Origin of the sequence: Burkholderia pyrrocinia (assembly GCF_018417535.1) — a bacterium.
Taxonomy (GTDB): Bacteria; Pseudomonadota; Gammaproteobacteria; order Burkholderiales; family Burkholderiaceae; genus Burkholderia; species Burkholderia pyrrocinia_E.
This window is the reverse complement of the sequence record NZ_CP070978.1, coordinates 2,537,547-2,555,370: the sequence shown is the minus strand read 5'-3', so window position 1 is coordinate 2,555,370 and position 17,824 is coordinate 2,537,547. Positions and strand designations below refer to the sequence as shown.

At 67.0% G+C, this 17,824-nt stretch carries 16 protein-coding genes; 6 read left to right on the top strand and 10 right to left on the bottom strand.

Going from position 1 to position 17,824, the window contains the following annotated elements; all coding sequences use genetic code 11:
* Positions 1-40: 40 nt before the first annotated feature.
* Entirely contained in the window at positions 41-1,132 is a 1,092-nt protein-coding gene (phnS, locus tag JYG32_RS29680) for a 2-aminoethylphosphonate ABC transporter substrate-binding protein (RefSeq protein ID WP_213265974.1), read from the bottom strand.
* A 259-nt stretch (positions 1,133-1,391) separates the two neighbouring features.
* Here phnS and JYG32_RS29675 point away from each other — a divergent pair, with 259 nt between their 5' ends.
* Positions 1,392-2,501: a 2-aminoethylphosphonate--pyruvate transaminase gene (locus JYG32_RS29675; RefSeq protein WP_213265973.1), complete on the top strand. Its 1,110-nt coding sequence runs from the start codon at positions 1,392-1,394 to the stop codon at positions 2,499-2,501.
* 111 nt (positions 2,502-2,612) lie between these two features.
* On the opposite strand, the gene JYG32_RS29670 is transcribed toward JYG32_RS29675, so the two are convergent.
* The 3 genes from JYG32_RS29670 to aroQ are packed head-to-tail and all read right to left on the bottom strand — an operon-like array spanning position 2,613 to position 5,311.
* On the bottom strand, positions 2,613-3,956 hold the full coding sequence (locus tag JYG32_RS29670) for an MFS transporter (protein ID WP_213265972.1): 1,344 nt from the start codon (positions 3,954-3,956) through the stop codon (positions 2,613-2,615).
* 48 nt (positions 3,957-4,004) lie between these two features.
* Complete coding sequence (locus JYG32_RS29665) at positions 4,005-4,859, bottom strand: shikimate dehydrogenase (RefSeq protein WP_213265971.1); 855 nt, start codon at positions 4,857-4,859, stop codon at positions 4,005-4,007.
* A complete protein-coding gene (gene aroQ, locus JYG32_RS29660) occupies positions 4,856-5,311 on the bottom strand; it encodes a type II 3-dehydroquinate dehydratase (protein ID WP_174382662.1) in 456 nt (151 codons plus the stop codon). Before aroQ ends, JYG32_RS29665 begins: the two co-directional genes overlap by 4 nt.
* Positions 5,312-5,568: 257 nt before the next feature.
* On the opposite strand from aroQ, the gene JYG32_RS29655 reads away from it, so the two are divergent.
* Positions 5,569-7,461, top strand: coding sequence for a bifunctional sugar phosphate isomerase/epimerase/4-hydroxyphenylpyruvate dioxygenase family protein (locus JYG32_RS29655; protein WP_213265970.1), 1,893 nt, complete (start codon positions 5,569-5,571; stop codon positions 7,459-7,461).
* A 288-nt stretch (positions 7,462-7,749) separates the two neighbouring features.
* Positions 7,750-8,013 carry a hypothetical protein gene (locus JYG32_RS29650; protein WP_174382664.1) on the top strand — a complete coding sequence of 88 codons (264 nt, stop codon included), beginning with the start codon at positions 7,750-7,752 and terminating at the stop codon, positions 8,011-8,013.
* 70 nt (positions 8,014-8,083) lie between these two features.
* Here JYG32_RS29650 and JYG32_RS29645 read toward each other — a convergent pair whose 3' ends face one another.
* Complete coding sequence (locus JYG32_RS29645; RefSeq protein WP_174382665.1) at positions 8,084-8,878, bottom strand: AraC family transcriptional regulator; 795 nt, start codon at positions 8,876-8,878, stop codon at positions 8,084-8,086.
* Positions 8,879-9,525: 647 nt separating this feature from the next.
* On the opposite strand from JYG32_RS29645, the gene JYG32_RS29640 reads away from it, so the two are divergent.
* Both JYG32_RS29640 and JYG32_RS29635 read left to right on the top strand, forming a co-directional pair.
* A complete protein-coding gene (locus JYG32_RS29640) occupies positions 9,526-10,662 on the top strand; it encodes a branched-chain amino acid ABC transporter substrate-binding protein (RefSeq protein ID WP_174382666.1) in 1,137 nt (378 codons plus the stop codon).
* Between the two features lie 314 nt (positions 10,663-10,976).
* Positions 10,977-12,287: an MFS transporter gene (locus JYG32_RS29635; protein WP_174382667.1), complete on the top strand. Its 1,311-nt coding sequence runs from the start codon at positions 10,977-10,979 to the stop codon at positions 12,285-12,287.
* 90 nt (positions 12,288-12,377) lie between these two features.
* Here the strand turns inward: JYG32_RS29635 and JYG32_RS29630 are convergent, their stop codons facing one another.
* The 4 genes from JYG32_RS29630 to garD all read right to left on the bottom strand — a co-directional run bounded on the left by JYG32_RS29630 (position 12,378) and on the right by garD (position 15,730).
* A complete protein-coding gene (locus JYG32_RS29630; RefSeq protein WP_174382668.1) occupies positions 12,378-12,815 on the bottom strand; it encodes a DoxX family protein in 438 nt (145 codons plus the stop codon).
* Between the two features lie 206 nt (positions 12,816-13,021).
* Positions 13,022-13,477, bottom strand: coding sequence for an RbsD/FucU family protein (locus tag JYG32_RS29625; RefSeq protein WP_174382669.1), 456 nt, complete (start codon positions 13,475-13,477; stop codon positions 13,022-13,024).
* Positions 13,478-13,556: 79 nt separating this feature from the next.
* Positions 13,557-13,958, bottom strand: coding sequence for a nuclear transport factor 2 family protein (locus JYG32_RS29620; RefSeq protein WP_213265969.1), 402 nt, complete (start codon positions 13,956-13,958; stop codon positions 13,557-13,559).
* A gap of 218 nt (positions 13,959-14,176) precedes the next feature.
* Entirely contained in the window at positions 14,177-15,730 is a 1,554-nt protein-coding gene (gene garD, locus JYG32_RS29615) for a galactarate dehydratase (RefSeq protein ID WP_213265968.1), read from the bottom strand.
* Positions 15,731-15,960: 230 nt separating this feature from the next.
* On the opposite strand from garD, the gene kdgD reads away from it, so the two are divergent.
* A complete protein-coding gene (gene kdgD / locus JYG32_RS29610) occupies positions 15,961-16,875 on the top strand; it encodes a 5-dehydro-4-deoxyglucarate dehydratase (RefSeq protein WP_174382672.1) in 915 nt (304 codons plus the stop codon).
* Positions 16,876-17,077: 202 nt separating this feature from the next.
* Here the strand turns inward: kdgD and JYG32_RS29605 are convergent, their stop codons facing one another.
* Positions 17,078-17,629: a hypothetical protein gene (locus JYG32_RS29605; RefSeq protein WP_174382673.1), complete on the bottom strand. Its 552-nt coding sequence runs from the start codon at positions 17,627-17,629 to the stop codon at positions 17,078-17,080.
* Positions 17,630-17,824 lie beyond the last annotated feature (195 nt).

Sequence of the window (17,824 nt, the reverse complement as noted above, 5' to 3'; positions counted from 1 at the left end):
GTTCGTCCTCTTGCTCGCTAATACAGGCGGCGTGCGCCGATCACTTCGGCTTGACGACGTCGAGCTGCTTGCCCGAGCTGCCGATCACGTCCTTCTTCCAGCGCTCGATCCACACCGGCTTCTTCGCCATCACCTGGGTCCAGTCGACCGGGATCAGCTTCACGCCCGCGATCGCCTTCTTGACCGCGTCGCCGTTCTTGCCGGCCAGCGGCACGTCCGTGCGGCCCGGGATGCCGTACATGTCCGGCACCTTCGACTGCACTTCCGTCGACATCAGGTAGTCGATCAGCTTCTTGCCGACGTCCTGGTTCGGGCCGCTCTTGATCAGGCCGATGCCGTACGGGAGCTGGAACGTGGTCGGCTGGTCGCCTTCCTTCGCGGCCAGGAAGATCGGCTTGACGGACAGCGCGCCGTGTTCGGCGTCGTCGAGGTCCATCTGCAGGTCGCCGTTCGCGACGCTGATCTCGTTACGCGACAGCAGCACGTTCAGGTAGCCCGTGCCCTTCGTGTGGAACTTCACGCTCTGCGACAGCTTCGCGAGGTAGTCGAACGCCTTGTCCTCGCCCATCAGCGAGGTCGTCAGGATCAGCACCGCCATCCCGTCGCCGGCCGTGGCCGGGTTCGAGTACGCAACCTTGCCGGCATACGCCGGCGACAGCAGGTCGGCGAACGTCTTCGGCTGGTTCTTCACGACGTCCGGGTTGATCGCGAACGAGAAGTAGTTGTTCACGAACGTCGCCCACATGCCGTCCTCGGACTTCGCGATGGCCGGCACGTTCTTGTAGTTCACGCTCTGGTACGGCTGCAGCAGGCCCATCTGGCCGGCCTGCTGAATGAACGGCGGCAGCGTGACGATCACGTCGGCCTTCGGGGAATTCTTCTCGATGTTCGCGCGGTTGACGACCTCGCCGCTACCCGCCGTCACGATGTTGACCTTGACGCCTTCCTTCTTCTCGAAGGCCGGCAGTACATCGCGATAGAGGTTCTCGAGACCGTCCGCCGTATACAGCACGACCGCGTTTGCCGCATGCGCCGGCATCGCGGCACCTTGCAGCAGACCGGCGGCGCAGGCGGCCAGCGCGAGCTTGCGGAACGCGCCGGCAGCGGCGCGCGAGGAATTCTGCAGTGTCATCTCACTTCTCCGTAGGCGGAACACCAAACGGCCGGGGCACGATCCGGCGCCTGTTATCGATCCGGGCGAACCGCTTGGCCGGCCCGCCTCGTTGCCGCGCTGAAGGTGGTTTCGCGCGGCAACCGAAGGATCACAGCGTTCGATGACAAACCCATGACGAGTGCCACAATTTCCAAAAAATGACACATTTTGCCACTATCATGCAAGTCATTCAGAAATGCCGCCCGGCGTTTCGTCCGACCTTCGCTAGAGAAAACCCATGCCCGATCCGATCCTGCTCACGCCCGGCCCGCTCACCACGTCCGCCACAACCCGCCACGCAATGCAACATGACTGGGGGTCGTGGGACGCCCCTTTCAACCAACTGACGGCCAGCGTCTGCGCGGACCTCGTCACCATCGCGCGCGGCGGTGACGACTACGTGTGCGTGCCGATGCAGGGCAGCGGCACGTTCTCGGTCGAGGCCGCGCTCGGCACGCTGGTGCCGCGCGATGGCGTCGTGCTCGTGCCCGACAACGGCGCGTATTGCGCGCGCATCCTGAAGATCCTCGGCCGCATCGGCATCGACGCGATCGCATTGCCGTTCGGCGAGGACGCGGCCGTCGACGCGGCAGCGGTCGAGGCCGCGTTCGCACGCGAGCCGCGCATCACGCACGTCGCGCTCGTGCACCTGGAAACGAGCGCCGGCATCCTGAATCCGCTGGACGCAATCGCGGCCGTGTGCCGACGCCACAACAAGCGGCTGATCGTCGACGCAATGAGTTCGTTCGGCGCGCTGCCGATCGCGCTGGCGGACAGCGGCATCGACGCGTTGATCTCGGCGAGCGGCAAATGCCTCGAAGGCGTGCCGGGGATGGGTTTCGCGATCGTGCGGCGCGACGCGCTCGACGCAAGCGAAGGCAACTCGCGGTCGCTCGCGCTCGATCTCCACGATCAATATGCGTACCTGCGCAAGACGGGTCAGTGGCGCTTCACGCCGCCGACGCACGTGATCGCCGCGCTGCGCGCCGCGCTCGACCAGTATCTCGCCGAAGGCGGCCAGCCGGCGCGCGGCGCGCGCTATGCGGAGAACTGCCGGACGCTGGTCGAATCGATGCGCGCGCTCGGCTTTGTCCCATTCCTCGACGCGAGCGTGCAGGCGCCCGTGATCGTCACGTTCCACGCGCCCGACCATCCGGCCTACGATTTCCGCCGCTTCTACGACGCGGTGCGCGACGCGGGTTTCATCCTGTATCCGGGCAAGCTCACGCAGCTCGAGACGTTCCGCGTCGGCTGCATCGGCGCGATCGATGCCGACGATATCCGGCGCGCGGTCGCGGCGATCGCGCAGGCGGTCGAATCGCTCGGCATCGCCGTGCAGCGCGCTTGACGCGGCACGCGAGCCGGGACACAAGTCGGCACACCCGCCGGCGCACCAACAAAAAGCCCGGCGGCCAACCGGCCGCCGGGCGAACGCACGCGAGGTGCGTGGAGCCGGTGCTTAAAGCTCGATCCGCTTGATGTCGCCGACGACGAAGATGTACGACAGCGCACCGACCAGCGCGATCACGCCGATGAACACGAGCGCGCCGACGAACGACCCGGTCGACGCGACGATGAAGCCGACGACCAGCGGCGTGACGATCCCCGCGAGGTTCGCCGCGAAGTTGAAGATGCCGCCCGTCACGCCGAGCAGCCCGTCCGGCGCGATGTCCGACACGAGCGTCCAGCCGAGTGCGGCCATCCCCTGCGCGAAGAACGCAACCGACATGATCGCGATCACGGCTTCATTGCTCTTCACGTAGTTCGCGAGAATGATCGTCGATGCGAGCAGCAGGCCCGCGATGATCGGCAGCTTGCGTGCGAGGTTCGCGGACTTGCCGCGGCGCAGCAGCCAGTCGGAGAAGATCCCGCCGAACATCACGCCGACCGACGCGGCGATGAACGGCATCACCGCGAAGAAGCCGATCTTCAGCCAGCCCATGTGGCGCTCGGTCGCGAGGTAGGTCGGGAACCAGGTCAGGAAGAACACGAGCGTCGAGTTGCCGGCGAACTGGCCGAGGCAGATGCCCGCGAGCTGGCGCTTCTTCAGCAACTGGCCGGCCATCGCCCAGCTGAACTTCTTCTGCTCGCCCTTGCCGCCGTTGTCGCCGTCCTTGCGTGCAGCGTGCACGAGACCGCCGCCCGCCTCGATATACGCAAGCTCTTCCGAGTTGGCGCCCGGATGGTTGCGCGGCTCGTGATAGAACTTCCACCAGACCAGGCCGAACGCGATGCCGACCGCGCCGACGACCCAGAACAGCGAGCGCCAGCCGAACGCGCCCATCAGCGCGAACAGCACGGGGCTGAAGAACGCGAGACCGATGTACTCGCCGACGGTATAGGTGCCGGTCGCCATCGCGCGTTCGTTCTGCGGGAACCACGTCGCGACGACGCGGCTGTTGGTCGGGAAGCACGGCGCCTCTGTCACGCCGAGGCCGAGCCGGCATGCGAACAGCGTCGCGATGCCCGGCACGAAGCCCTGCAGGAACGTGCACAGCGACCACAGCGTCATCGACCAGTAATAGGTGATCTTGCTGCCGAAGCGGTCGAGGAACAGGCCGCCGGGCACCTGCATCGCGACGTACGTCCACGAGAACGCGGAGAACATGATGCCCATCACGGCCGCGTTGATGCCGAGTTCCTTGGTGAGCTGCGGCGCAGCCACCCCCAGCACGGTACGGTCGAGATAGTTGATCATCGTGCCGATCGCGAGCAGCGCGAGAATCTTGTAGCGCGCTGACGTGCGCCGGACCGTGCCGGTCGCCTGCGCCGGCGCGGCATTCGTGTGGGTGGTGTGCTGCATGGTCGTCTCCTGGTCTCTCTTTCTGTATCTACAAGGTCTACAAGGGGGTCAGCGCGCGACGAGCGACTGAAAGTGATCGAACATCCGCTCGGCGTCGGGCGTACGTCCGGTGAAGATCTCGAACGCGTCGACAGCCTGGTAGACGGCCATCCCGCCGCCCGGCAGCGTGGCGCAGCCGGCCGCACGCGCGGCACGGATCAGTTCGGTTTCGAGCGGGAAATACACGATGTCGGCCACCCACATGCCCGCATGGAGCAGTTCGGCCGGCAGCGGCAGGCCGGGGTGCTTGGTCATGCCGGTCGGCGTCGCGTGGATCAGGCCCGTCGCGGCACGCATCGCGGCCGCGAGATCGTCGCCCTGCACGACCCGTGCCGCAGAGAAACGCTGCTGCAGCTCGGCCGCGAGCGCGGCGGCACGCGTGCCGTCGACGTCGAAAATCGTCAGTTCTGCCGCGCCCATCTGCAGCGCCGCGTGGGCCACGGCCGCGCCCGCGCCGCCGGCGCCGAGTTGAACGACGCGCTCGAGCGACGCGCCGGGCAGCCCGCGGCGGAATGATTTCGCGAAGCCCGACCAGTCGGTGTTGTGGCCGATCCGCTTGCCGTCGTTGAACAGCACGGTGTTCACCGCGCCGAGCGCGCGGGCGTCGTCCGACAGCGCGTCGAGGTGCTCGATCACGCGCTGCTTGCACGGGTGCGTGATGTTGAGGCCGTTGTAGCCCATCCGCTGCGCGGCATCGAGCAGTTGCGGCAGCGCGTCGACGGTCACGCCGAGCGCGTCGAGATCGATGCGCCGGTAGACGTAGCCGAAGCCCTGGCGGAATCCCTCTTCCTCGTGCATCGCGGGCGACAGCGAACCGCCGATACCCTGGCCGATCAGGCCGATCAGAAACGACGGGCGGCTCATCGCGCGGCTCCCTGCGCAAACAGCGTCGACAGACGCTGCAGCGCGAACACGTAGCCTTCGGTGCCGCAGCCGCAGATCACGGCTTCGGCGACCGCCGACACATAGGAATGGTGGCGGAACGCCTCGCGGCGATGCACGTTCGAGATATGCACTTCGATCACCGGCTTCGCGATCGCGGAAAGCGCATCGGCCAGCGCCACCGACGTATGCGTATAGGCGGCCGGGTTGATCACGATGCCGTGCGTGTCGTGACGCGCGGCATGCAGCCAGTCGATCAGTTCGTGCTCGGCGTTCGACTGGCGGAAGTCGATTTCCAGCCCGAGCCCGTCGGCCGCCGCGCGGCAGCGCTGCTCGACGTCGGCGAGCGTTTCCGCGCCGTAGATGTGGGGCTCGCGCGTCCCCAGCAGATTCAGGTTCGGGCCGTTCAGCACCAGCACCTTGTGCTTGCTCATGTGATTTTGCTCCAGAAACGGGGGCGAATCGTTAGCCGACTCCGCCCCCTGACGTCAAGATTTGGCGCTAGTGTGCGCTTGCGCAAGCTCGATGTCTTTTCGGGTTTTCGCTAATTTGTACCACCTAGTTAGTTTGTATAATTCGTCTCACTTACCCAGTAAATTCGGGATATGGCGTGTGCCCGGAACTCAACGACTGGTTCATTCAGGGCCGGTTCGACCGACGCCACGCCCCGCTCATCCGCAGGAATCGCCCCATGCAGCGCTCGATCGCCACCGTGTCACTGTCCGGCACGCTCGCCGAGAAGCTCGCCGCCATCCAGGCCGCAGGCTTCGACGGCGTCGAAATCTTCGAAAACGACCTCGTCTACTTCGACGGATCGCCCGCCGACGTCCGGCGCATGGCCGCCGATCTCGGCCTCGACATCGTGCTGTTCCAGCCGTTTCGCGATTTCGAGGGCGTGAGTGCGGCACAGCTCGCGCGCAACCTCGATCGAATCAAGCGCAAGTTCGACGTGATGCACGCGCTCGGCACCGACCGCATCCTCGTCTGCAGCAACGTGTCGGCCGACACGATCGCGGACGACGGGCTGCTCGTCGACCAGCTCGGCGCGCTCGCCGAAGCCGCGCGGCAGGCCGGCGTGGTCGCCGCGTACGAAGCGCTCGCGTGGGGCCGCGTCGTGAACCGGTACGACCATGCGTGGAAACTCGTGGATGCGGTGAACAGCCCGCATCTCGGCCTCGCGCTCGACAGCTTCCACACGCTTTCGCTCGACGATTCACCGGATGCGATCGCCGGGATTCCCGGCGACCGGATCGCCTTCGTGCAGATCGCCGATGCGCCGAAACTCGCGATGGACGTGCTCGAATGGAGCCGCCACTACCGCTCGTTCCCGGGCCAGGGCGACTTCGACCTTGCGCGCTTCACCGCGCGCGTGATCGAGTCGGGCTACACGGGGCCGCTGTCGCTCGAGATTTTCAACGACGGCTTCCGCGCGGCGCCGACCGCGATCACGGCCGCCGACGGCCATCGCTCGCTGCTCTATCTGGAGGAACTGACGCGCACGCGGCTCGCGCAGGACGGCCGTGCGCCGGCCGCCGGCCAGCCGCTCTTCGCGCCGCCGGCACCGCCCGCGCACGTCGGGTTCCAGTTCATCGAATTCGCGGTCGACGCGCAGGCGGCGGCGACCGTCGGCGAATGGCTCGGCAGGATGCGCTTCCGGCTCGCCGGCCGGCATCGCTCGAAGGACGTGACGCTGTTCCAGCACGGCGCCGCGTCGATCGTGCTGAACGCGGAGCGCGACTCGTTCGCCGATGCGTTCTTCCAGCAGCACGGGCTGTCGCTGTGCGCGTCGGCGTTCCGCGTCGACGACGCGAAAGTGGCATTCGAGCGCGCAGCCGGCTTCGGCTACGCGCCGTTCTCCGGCCGCGTCGGCCCGAACGAGCGCGTGTTGCCGAGCGTGCAGGCGCCGGACGGCAGCCTCGAGTATTTCGTCGACGAAGCGCCGAACGCGCCGACGCTGTATGAATCGGACTTCGTGCTGACCGACATCGACGGCCCGAGCGAAGTCGGCCCGCTGACGGGCATCGACCATGTGTGCCTCGCGCTGCCGGCCGACGCGCTCGACACGTGGATCCTGTTCTTCAAGACGGCGTTCGGCTTCGAGGCCGAGCGTAGCTGGCTCGTGCCCGATCCGTACGGCCTGATGCGCAGCCGCGCGGTGCGCAGCGCCGACGGCTCGGTGCGGATCGCGCTGAACGCGTCGGTCGACCGTCACACGGCCGTCGCCGAATCGCTCGACCGCTACCACGGCACCGGGCTGAACCACGTCGCGTTCCGCACGGACGACATCGTGAAGACGGTCGCCGCGTTCGCGGCCGACGGCGTGCCGTTCCTGCGCATTCCGCCGAACTACTACGACGATCTCGCCGCGCGCTACGCGTTGCCGGACGAACTGATCGACACGCTGAGCGCGCACCACCTGCTGTACGACCGCGACGAGCACGGCGGCGAATTCCTGCACGCGTATACGGAACTGGTCGACAACCGCTTCTCGCTCGAGATCGTCGAGCGGCGCGGCGGATATGACGGCTATGGCGCGACGAACGCGGCCGTCCGGCTCGCCGCACAGGCGCAGCGCAGGAAATAAGGGAAGGATACGAATCGCGCTTTTCGAGGCCGAATTGCATCGCGGCCAGCGGCCGACGCAAAGGGCCGCATCCGACGCGCACCATCATGGTGAATCGTGTGGCCCCGCACCAGCCCGCGCGGCTGCACGCGACCCGGCCGGGCGCCGCGCTCCGTATGACGTTACATCCGGTAACCCGTACCGCAGCGCAGCATCCCGTCACCGGCCACGGTTTTAAGAATCGCTTAAGTCTTCGACGGCACCATCCGCAACCAGTACCCGATGGATATCTCGAAAAGGAGGAAAGCGATGAGCGCCGTAGAAGCACCCGCGGGCCGCCAGGCCGCGCCCCCTGCAAAGAAGACGATGCTGCGCCGCCTGCTCAGTCATCATGAAATCGCGACGCTGCTCGTGCTGCTGCATGCACCGATCGGCGCGAACGCCAAACCCGAACTGCCTGCGCTGCAGGAAGCCGGCCTCGTGGAGATGGTCAAGCTCGACCCCGATACGGCCCCGAGCTTCCGGCTGACCGACGACGGCACGGCCGTCCTGAAAGGGCTCGGCTACCGCTGAGCCGCCGTTTTCCCCGTTTCCCCGTATTGCCCCGATCCCTGCGACGCGTCGGCCCGGCCGGCGTCTCGCGTCACCCCGCCCGCTCCTGCAACATCAGCCGGTATTCCGTCGGCGTCACGCCGACCGTCGCCTTGAACTGGCGCGTGAACGCGCTGTGATCCGTATAGCCGCATAGCGCCGCAACGTCGGTCACCTTGTCGTGCGTGATCAGCAGCGCGGTAGCCGCATCGAGCCGCGTCTTCAGCAGTACCTGGCGCGGCGTCAGGTGGAACACCTTGTGGAAGTAGCGTTCGAGCTGCGCGACCGACATCCCGGCCATCTGCGCAAGCTGCTTCAGGTTCAGCGGCTGCACGTAGTGATCCTGGATGTGCTGGACCACGTCGGCGAGCCGGCTGTAGGCCGGATGCGATCCCTCGTGCGCCTTCAGGTCTCGCGAGATGCCCGCGAGGCCGACCACCTTGCCCGCGGCATCGCGCAACGGCTCCTTGCAGGTCAGGCACCAGCCCGGCTGGCGGCCCGGATACAGGTGCAGCTCGAGCTGGTCCATCAGTTGCTGGCCGGCGTTGATCGTCGCCATGTCCTGCTCGAAATAGCTGCGGCCGAAGCGGCGCGGAAACACTTCGTCGGCCGTCTTGCCGAGCAGGTCGCGCTTGTCCTTGTAGCCGCAGCGCATCGCCAGCGTGCGGTTGACGAGCGCGTAGCGGCCGTTCGCATCCTTCACGAAGAACGCGACGTCCGGCAGCGCATCGAACACCGGTTCGAGCAGGCGGAAGTGCGCGAGCATCGCGCCGAGATCGGCGTTGTCGGGCTGGTTGCGCAACGTATCGGGCAGGCTCATGGGCGGTACGGCAAGCAAGGTCGTCATCCCGGCAACCGCGAAGCGAGTGGCAGATGGCGTCGATTATAGGAGCGCCGCTTCAATCGCGTCGTGACGATTGCAAGGGCGGACAAGCTGGCGACAGCCGTCGCATCGCGTCGCCGATCGGCCAGCATCGGCAAGCGACACACGTTGCGCGCGCAACCACTGTGCCGCGCGTACACGGCCGGCTGCGAATCCGCTTGCACCGCCGCATGCGGTCACACATGCACCGATGCCGACCTGCCGCATTGGCGCACCGGCACCGCGCGCCCGAATCTACCATCCTAAAAATGCGGGCGTGCAGCGTCTTGGCGCGATTGTGCATTCCGGGTGACGATTTCGGCATATATCAGGGTTATCGACGATATGCCGATATCGTCGCCGGCCACGCACCGTACGCGCAAGACGCGCGCATTTTCGCTATCTAGACTTCGCTTCACGGTCACGAGACGACTTCGCGCCGCTGCAGCAATCGGCACGCACGGCCCGCTCAAGCAACCGTCGCGCACGCCGATTCCGGCACAAGCCGGGCAGCGCGCGGCGAGCAGGTACGGCCCTCGCATCCGCCTGCCGACCGAAACGTCTCGCCCGGTTTACCGGCGCCGGCCCGCTGGCCGGCGGCGGCCCAACCACGCCATCAAGGGGAAGTGAAAGTGAAGCTGAAGGTATCGCACGTCGCGCTGGCCGCTGCCTGCGCACTGTCGGGCGCGCACGCCATCGCCGCCGACGTCGTCAAGATCGGTTTCGCCGCACCGCTGACCGGCCCGCAGTCGAACTACGGCACGGACATGCAGAAGGGCGTGCAGCTCGCGATCGCCGACTTCAACGCGACGCGTCCGACGATCGGCGGCAAGCCCGTCACGTTCCAGCTCGACTCGCAGGACGACCAGGCCGACCCGCGCACGGGTACGACCGTCGCGCAGCGGCTGATCGACGACAACGTCCGCGGGGTCATCGGTCACTTCAATTCGGGCACCAGCATTCCGGCGTCCGACCTGTACGATCGCGCGGGGCTGCCGCAGATCTCGATGGCGACGTCGCCGCAGTACACCGCGCGCGGCTACAAGACGACCTACCGGCTGCTGACGAGCGACGCGCAAGCGGGCCGCATCGTGGGCACGTACGCGGTGAAGACGCTGCGCTACAAGCGCATCGCGATCATCGACGACCGCACGGCCTACGGCCAGGGCATCGCCGACGAATTCGCGAAGGCCGTCGAGGCGGCGGGCGGCACGATCGTCAAGCGCGACTTCACGAACGACAAGGCGCTCGATTTCTCCGCGATCCTGACCAACCTGAAGGGCGTCAATCCGGATGCGGTCTTCTACGGCGGCGGCGACGCGCAATCGTCGCCGATGATCCGCAAGATGCGCCAGCTCGGGATGAAGTCGGCGTTCGTGACGGGCGAGATGTCGCGCTCGCCGACGTTCCTGAAGGTCGGCGGCGAAGCGGCCGAAGGCGCGATCGTCTACATGGGCGGGCTGCCGAAGGAAAAGATGCCGGGCTTCGCCGGCTACGCGGCACGCTACAAGGCGCGCTTCAACGAAGACGTGATCACGTATTCGCCGTACGCGTACGACGGCACGATCGCGCTGCTCACCGCGATGAAGGACGCGAACTCGACCGACCCGAAGGTGTACACGCCGTATCTCGGCAAGGTGTCGATCAAGGGCGTGTCGGCCCCCAGCATCGCGTACGACACGAAAGGCGACCTGAAGGATGCGCCGGTCACGATCTACAAGGTCGAGCGCGGCGCGTTCAAGCCGGTCGATACGATCGCCGGCAACTGATCCGCGAGACCCTGCCTCGCGCGGCGCGTCAGCGGCTCACCGGCCGCCCGCGCCGCGCGCACTTCGGCTGCACGGTCCGAAACGTTCCTCGACGCGCACCCGCGCGCGCATTTCGCGCTCCTGTAGAATCCCCTCACCCGCTTTGACGCTTCGTCTGCGCCGCGCCCCATCCCGGTGCGGCGGCGCGTGTCTCGTGCCCTATCCGGCACCCGGCACGCTTCGACGACGCAAGCCGCGCCTTGTCAGTCCATGCCGATAGCGGGCCCTGGAGACGCAGCACCGACAACAACATTCGAAAACCGATCGTCCTGACCATGCAAGCTTCCGAATTGAGCGGCGTGCCTCGCGCCGCCGAACGCGCGCTCACGCGCAGCGACTACAAGACCCTTGGCCTTGCCGCACTCGGCGGCGCCCTCGAGTTCTACGACTTCATCATCTTCGTGTTCTTCGCCCCGGCGATAGGACAGCTCTTCTTCCCGCACGACATTCCCGACTGGCTGCGCCAGTTGCAGACGTTCGGCATCTTCGCGGCCGGCTATCTCGCGCGCCCGCTCGGCGGCGTGATCATGGCGCACTTCGGCGACCTGTTCGGCCGCAAGCGGATGTTCACGCTGAGCGTGCTGATGATGTCCGTGCCGACGCTGCTGATGGGCCTGCTGCCGACCTACGACACGATCGGCATCCTCGCACCGGTGTTGCTGCTGCTGTTCCGCGTGCTGCAGGGCGCGGCGGTCGGCGGCGAAGTGCCGGGCGCGTGGGTGTTCGTGTCCGAGCATGTGCCGTCGCGTCATATCGGTTATGCGTGCGGCACGCTGACCGCGGGCCTCACGGCCGGCATCCTGCTCGGCTCGCTGGTCGCCGCCGGCATCAACAGCCGTTACTCGACCGCCGAAGTCGGGGCGTTCGCATGGCGCATCCCGTTCCTGCTCGGCGGCGTGTTTGGGCTGTTCTCCGTGTACCTGCGCCGCTGGCTGCATGAAACGCCGGTGTTCGCCGAGATGAAGGCGAAGAAGGCGCTCGCGGCCGAGATTCCGCTGAAGGCTGTGCTGCGCGACCACGGCCGCGCGGTGATCGTGTCGATGCTGCTCACGTGGATGCTGTCGGCGGCGATCGTCGTCGTGATCCTGATGACGCCCGCGCTGCTGCAGAAGCAGTTCCACCTGACGCCCGCGACCACGCTGTTCGCGAACAGCGTCGCGACGCTGTGCCTGACGGCCGGCTGCATCACCGCGGGTTCGCTCGCGGGCTGGATCGGCGCGAAGCGCGTGCTCGCCATCGGCGGCCTCGGGCTGGCCGCGTGCTACTACCTGCTGTTCGTGCAGGTCGCGGCCGACGCGTCGACGCTGCCGCTCTACTACGGGATCGCGGGCTTCATGGTCGGCACGATCGGCGCGGTGCCGTTCGTGATGGTCAGGAGCTTCCCGGCCGTCGTGCGCTTCTCGGGCATCTCGTTCTCGTACAACGTCGCCTATGCGATCTTCGGCGGCCTCACGCCGGTGATCGTGTCGCTGATGATGAAGTCGAATCCGCTCGCGCCGGTCGTGTACGTCGCGGCGATCTGCGTGCTCGGCGCGATCGCCGTGCAGTTCTCGAAGGATGCGAAGGACGTGAAGGACACGCACTGAACGCGGCGCGCGACCGTTCCATGAACAAAGGGCCGAATCCCGCGGGATTCGGCCCTTTTGTTTTGCTTCAGCGCAACGGCGTGCGCGAGGTCAGCGCAAGCCGCCGTACGACGAACTCGGCCGGCGCAGGCCGTCGATGCTCGCGCCGCCGGCGCCGGTGACGAACAGCAGCAGGAAACCGCCGGCGATCGAGATGTTCTTCCAGAAGTGGATCACCATGTCGTGCTGGACCGCGGCGTCCGTCGCGTCCCAGAAATTGTGCCCGACCATCGCGGTCGCGACCGTATAGAACGCCATCATCAGCGCGAGCGGCTTCACCTTGTAGCCGACGATCAGCAGCAGGCCGCCGAGCCCCTCGATCGCGACGACGATCGGCCCGATGACCTGCGGATACGGCACGTTCAGCCCATGCAGGTAACCGACGAAATCGCTGTAGCCGAGCAGCTTCATCACGCCGCCCCACAAGAACAACGCCGCCAGTGCCAGGCGTGCGAAAAAAATGACGCCGGAATCGACGGAACGCGTCATGCCTCTCTCCTCGTATGCAATTCGGCCGGCCGCACGGGGCGCGCCCGTGAAGCTCGGGGCCGCGCGACCCTGCGGGGCCCGCGGCAAATGGGCCAGCATAGAGGGTCTTTCGGCCGGGTCCAAGAAAAAGGTTGTAGCAAATCTTTACACGGCGGCGGCCGTGCGGCTCGATGGCGGCGGCACGAAAAAGACGCAACAAGGGGCGTTTAGCCCGCGTCGCTCAACAACACGCCTTTCTTGAAGAGGAAGCAGCCGTAGCCGCGCAGCTCGCCGGTGACGATCACCGCGTACGCCTGCTGCGCGCGCTCGTAGAACGCGAAACGGTCGACGCCCGCGAGCGGCACCGCGCGCCCTTCCGCTCGGTCGATCTCGGCCTGCACCTCGCGCTGCACGGGCGGCACCGCCGCCGCATCGCCGACGACTTCCATCCGCCACGCGGGCGTGTCGACGAACGTGTCGAGCGGCAGCACGGACAGCACCGCACGCGCGACGCGCGCCGAATCGGCGCCGTCGATCCGCAGCGCGCGGCCGACCACCGTGTGCTCCGCGACGGATTCCGCCGGAAAATTCGCGTCGCAGATCGCGATTTCGTCACCGTGGCCCATCGCGCGCAGCGCGTGCAGGATGTCGGCGTGCAGCAGCGGGTCGAGATTCTTCAGCATGTCGGCTAGTCTCCGGGATCAGGAACGAACCGCATAACGTTACCCGATCCCGGCGGCGGCTGCGCATGCGTCGCTCGCGTCACGACGCCGCGGCCGGCATTTCGTCGATGAAACCGGTGACCGACTTCAGGCGGCCCGACGCGTCGACGGTGCCGAAGTCCGAGCCCTTCACGATCGCCGCGCCGTCGGGCGACACGAGCGCCCACGAGAACCGCAGGTGCTGGCCGAACGCGTCGACGTCGGTCGTGCGGCGGAAGCGGTATGCGGGGAAGCGCTCCTGCACGGCCGCGATCATCGTGTCGATGCCCGCGTGGCCGTCGCCGGCCATCAGCGGATCGCGATAGGCCGCGTCGCTCGCGTAGGCCGCATCGATCAGTGCGCGGCGGCGCACGACGTCGGGTTCGTTCCATGCGTCGAAGTAGCGGTCGATCAGGTCGGCGTGAGCGGACTGGGCGGACGGTGCGGATTGGGCGGTGTTCATTGCGAGGCTCCTTGTATCGATGAGGGGACGATGTCGCGAACGATTCGTGTCCGCGTGCAGCCATCGTCGCCGGCCTCGCGCGGGCGGTCGATTACGTGACAGGTAAGGAATTCGCACCGTGTGCGTACGACACGCATGCGCCGAATCGCGAACCCGCCGCCGCAATTAAAACGGGCGCCCGAAGGCGCCCGCGTCGTCTGCCGTCACCGCCGTGCGCATCAGGTCACCGGCGCCGGATTGAACAGCGTCAGCGCATTCGCGAGCTTCCATTGCTCGGCCCATGTGCGGCGCTTGCCGCTCGCGACGTCGAGCATCAGCCGGAACAGTTCCCAGCCCACGTCCTCGATCGTGGCCGCGCCCGTCGCGATCTGCCCCGCGTCGAGATCCATCAGGTCGTGCCAGCGGCGCGCGAGGTCGCTGCGCGTCGCGACCTTGATCACCGGCACCTGCGCAAGACCGTACGGCGTGCCGCGACCCGTCGTGAAAATGTGCAGGTTCATCCCCGCCGCGAGCTGCAGCGTGCCGCAGATGAAGTCGCTCGCGGGCGTCGCCGCGTACAGCAGCCCCTTCTGCCGCGCGCGATCGCCGGGGCGCACGACGCCGGCGATCGGCGCGCTGCCCGACTTCACGATCGAGCCCATCGCCTTCTCGACGATGTTCGACAGGCCGCCCTTCTTGTTGCCGGGTGTCGTGTTCGCGCTGCGGTCGACGCGGCCGCGCTGCAGGTAGCGGTCGTACCAGTCCATCTCGCGGATGATGTCGCGCGCAATATCCTCGTTCGCCGCGCGCGACGTGAGCTGCGCGACGCCGTCGCGCACTTCCGTCACCTCGGAGAACATGATCGTCGCGCCCGCGCGCACGAGCAGGTCGGCCGCGAAGCCAACGGCCGGGTTCGCGGTGAGCCCCGAGAACGCGTCGCTGCCGCCGCACTGCACGCCGACGACGAGGTCCGACGCGGGGCACGTCTCGCGGCGGCGGCGGTTCAGCCGCTCGAGATGGGATTCGGCCATCTTCATGATCGAGTCGATCATCGAGTTGAAGCCGACGTGCGCGGCATCCTGCAGGCACACGACGCCGCCGTTGTCGGTCGCGCCGTCGGCAGCCACCGGAATCGTGCCGGGCGGCAGCAGGCGCTCGGGCTGCAGCTTCTCGCAGCCGAGGCTCACGGTCATCACCTCGCCGCCGAAGTTCGGATTCAGGCTGATGTTGCGCAACGTGCGGATCGGAATGTCGGCGTCGGGCGCATCGATCGCGACGCCGCAGCCGTACGTGTGCTCGAGCCCGACCACGTCGTCGACGTTCGGGTAGCGCGGCAGCAGCTCGGCCTTGATCCGCTTCACCGCATGCTCGACGACGCCCGACACGCACTGCACGGTCGTCGTGATCGCGAGGATGTTGCGCGTGCCGACCGAGCCGTCCGCATTGCGGAAACCCTCGAACGTATAGCCTTCGAGCGGCGCGAGCGGCGGCGCGGCACGCGTCGCGAGCGGCAGGTCGTCGAGCCCCGGCGGCTCGGGCATGCGCATCGTGCGCTCGTTGACCCAGCTGCCGCGCCGCAGGTCGGCCAGCGCATAGCCGATCACCACGTTGTAGCGGACGATCGGGTCGCCGGCCGCGAGATCGGCAAGCGCGACCTTGTGCCCCTGCGGCACGCCTTCGCGCAGCGTCAGCCCGTCGGCAAACGTCGCGCCTTCGGGCAGGCCGCCGTCGTTGACGACGATCGCGACGTTGTCGTCCGGGTGCACGCGGATGTAGAGAGGGGAGGCAGTCATCGGAATTCCTGGAGGCTATCGGCCATATTGTTAGTCATCATACAACACTCGCCCTCAACCGGTGATGCTGCGTAAACCCTTATCCGGAAAGACCCTACTATCGAACCGCCAGCAAACCGCTTGCGTCACCTTTCCCCTCGTTGTACGATGACATACAACGACATCGCCAATGTGGCTCGTATGCCGTTCCCGACGAACCCAGCACTCGCGCTAGACGGACGACCCCAACCATGACTTCACCGCAAGAACTCAAACAGATCATCTCCCACGGCCTGCTGTCGTTTCCGCTGACGGATTTCGACACCGACGGCAGCTTCCGCCCGACCACGTATGCCGAACGCCTCGAATGGCTGGCGCCGTATGGCGCCAGCGCGCTGTTCGCGGCCGGCGGCACCGGTGAATTCTTCTCGCTCACGCAGCGCGAGTATTCGGACGTGATCCGCGTCGCGACGGAAACCTGCAAGGGCAAGGTGCCGATCCTCGCCGGCGCGGGCGGCGCGACGCGCGTCGCGATCGAATATGCGCAGGAAGCCGAGCGCCTCGGCGCGAGCGGCGTGCTGCTGATGCCGCACTACCTGACCGAAGCGAGCCAGGAAGGGATCGCCGAGCACGTCGAGCAGGTGTGCCGCGCGCTGAAGATCGGCGTCGTGGTGTACAACCGCGCGAATTCGAAGCTGAACGCCGACATGCTCGAGCGCCTCGCCGACCGTTGCCCGAACCTGATCGGCTTCAAGGACGGCGTCGGCGAAATCGAGAGCATGGTCACGATCCGCCGCCGCCTCGGCGACCGGTTCGCGTACCTCGGCGGCCTGCCGACGGCCGAAGTCTATGCGGCCGCGTACAAGGCGCTCGGCGTGCCGGTGTACTCGTCGGCCGTGTTCAACTTCATCCCGAAGACAGCGATGGATTTCTACGAAGCGATCGCGAAGGACGACCACGCAACGGTCGGCCGCCTGATCGACGATTTCTTCCTGCCGTACCTGAAGATCCGCAATCGCCGCGCGGGTTATGCGGTCAGCATCGTGAAGGCGGGCGCGAAGCTCGTCGGCCACGACGCGGGCCCGGTGCGCGCGCCGCTCGTCGACCTCACCGAGGCCGAAGCGGCCGAGCTCGACGTGCTGATCAAGAAGATGGGCCCGCAGTAAGCGGGTGTGGCCGGCGCGGCGCCTTTATCGGCACCGCGGCCGGCTATCTTTGCGGCGCGGCCGGTTTGCACCCGTCGCGACCGCTTGTATCGGCAAGCGCGCATGCATCCACTGCGATGCATGCCGCGTCGGGCGCAGCGCTCAGCCGCTCAGCCCTCCGCCCGACGCCGGCCCGCTTCGCTTCGCGGGCTGGCCGTCCCCGTCACATCTGCGCGATGATCCCGACGATCCGGTAGCGCACGTTCCCCAGCTTGACCCGCGTCGTCTCGATCTGGCCCTGCGCGCCCGTACGCGCACGCGCATTCGATTCGCCGTCGAGAATCTGCCCGAGCACGTCGCGGTCGACGACCGCATCGAAGAACCGGCCGACCGTGATCGTCGCCGACTGCTTCGCGGTCGCGAGCTGGCTGTTCGCCTGCGTCAGCGCTTCGGCACGCAGGCCCTGGTCGCGTTCGTCGATGCTGCGCCGGTATTGGAGCGCGAACACCAGCGCTTCCATGTCCTGCCGGAAGCGGCGAACGGCTTGCCCGAACACGAGCGAATGCGCGTCGGCACCGGTGACGAGCCGCCCCTGGTTGATCGTCACGTCGAATTCGCTGCCGCCCAGGTCGCGCTGGAATTCCAGCAGCGCATTCGCGAGCACGCGCCCTTCGCTGTACTGGCCGATCTGGGTGCGCACGGATTTCGCGACATCGCCGATCGCTTTCCACAATCCGGCCGCGAACAAGTGATCGCCACGCTTGTTGATGTTCATCGGAGGGTTCCCTCGTTGTCTTTTGTCGGTCTCTCAGGCTCGCCCGCGGACCGTGTGGTCCGGGGACTCGCTACTGTAGGAGAAATTCGGGGGACGTGGAAGGCACCATGAAAAAAGCGGAGACAGCCAGCCGGCCGCCTCCGCTTTCGCACATTCGGCGAGCGGCCCGGCATTTTGCCGCCGGGCCGCCCCTCG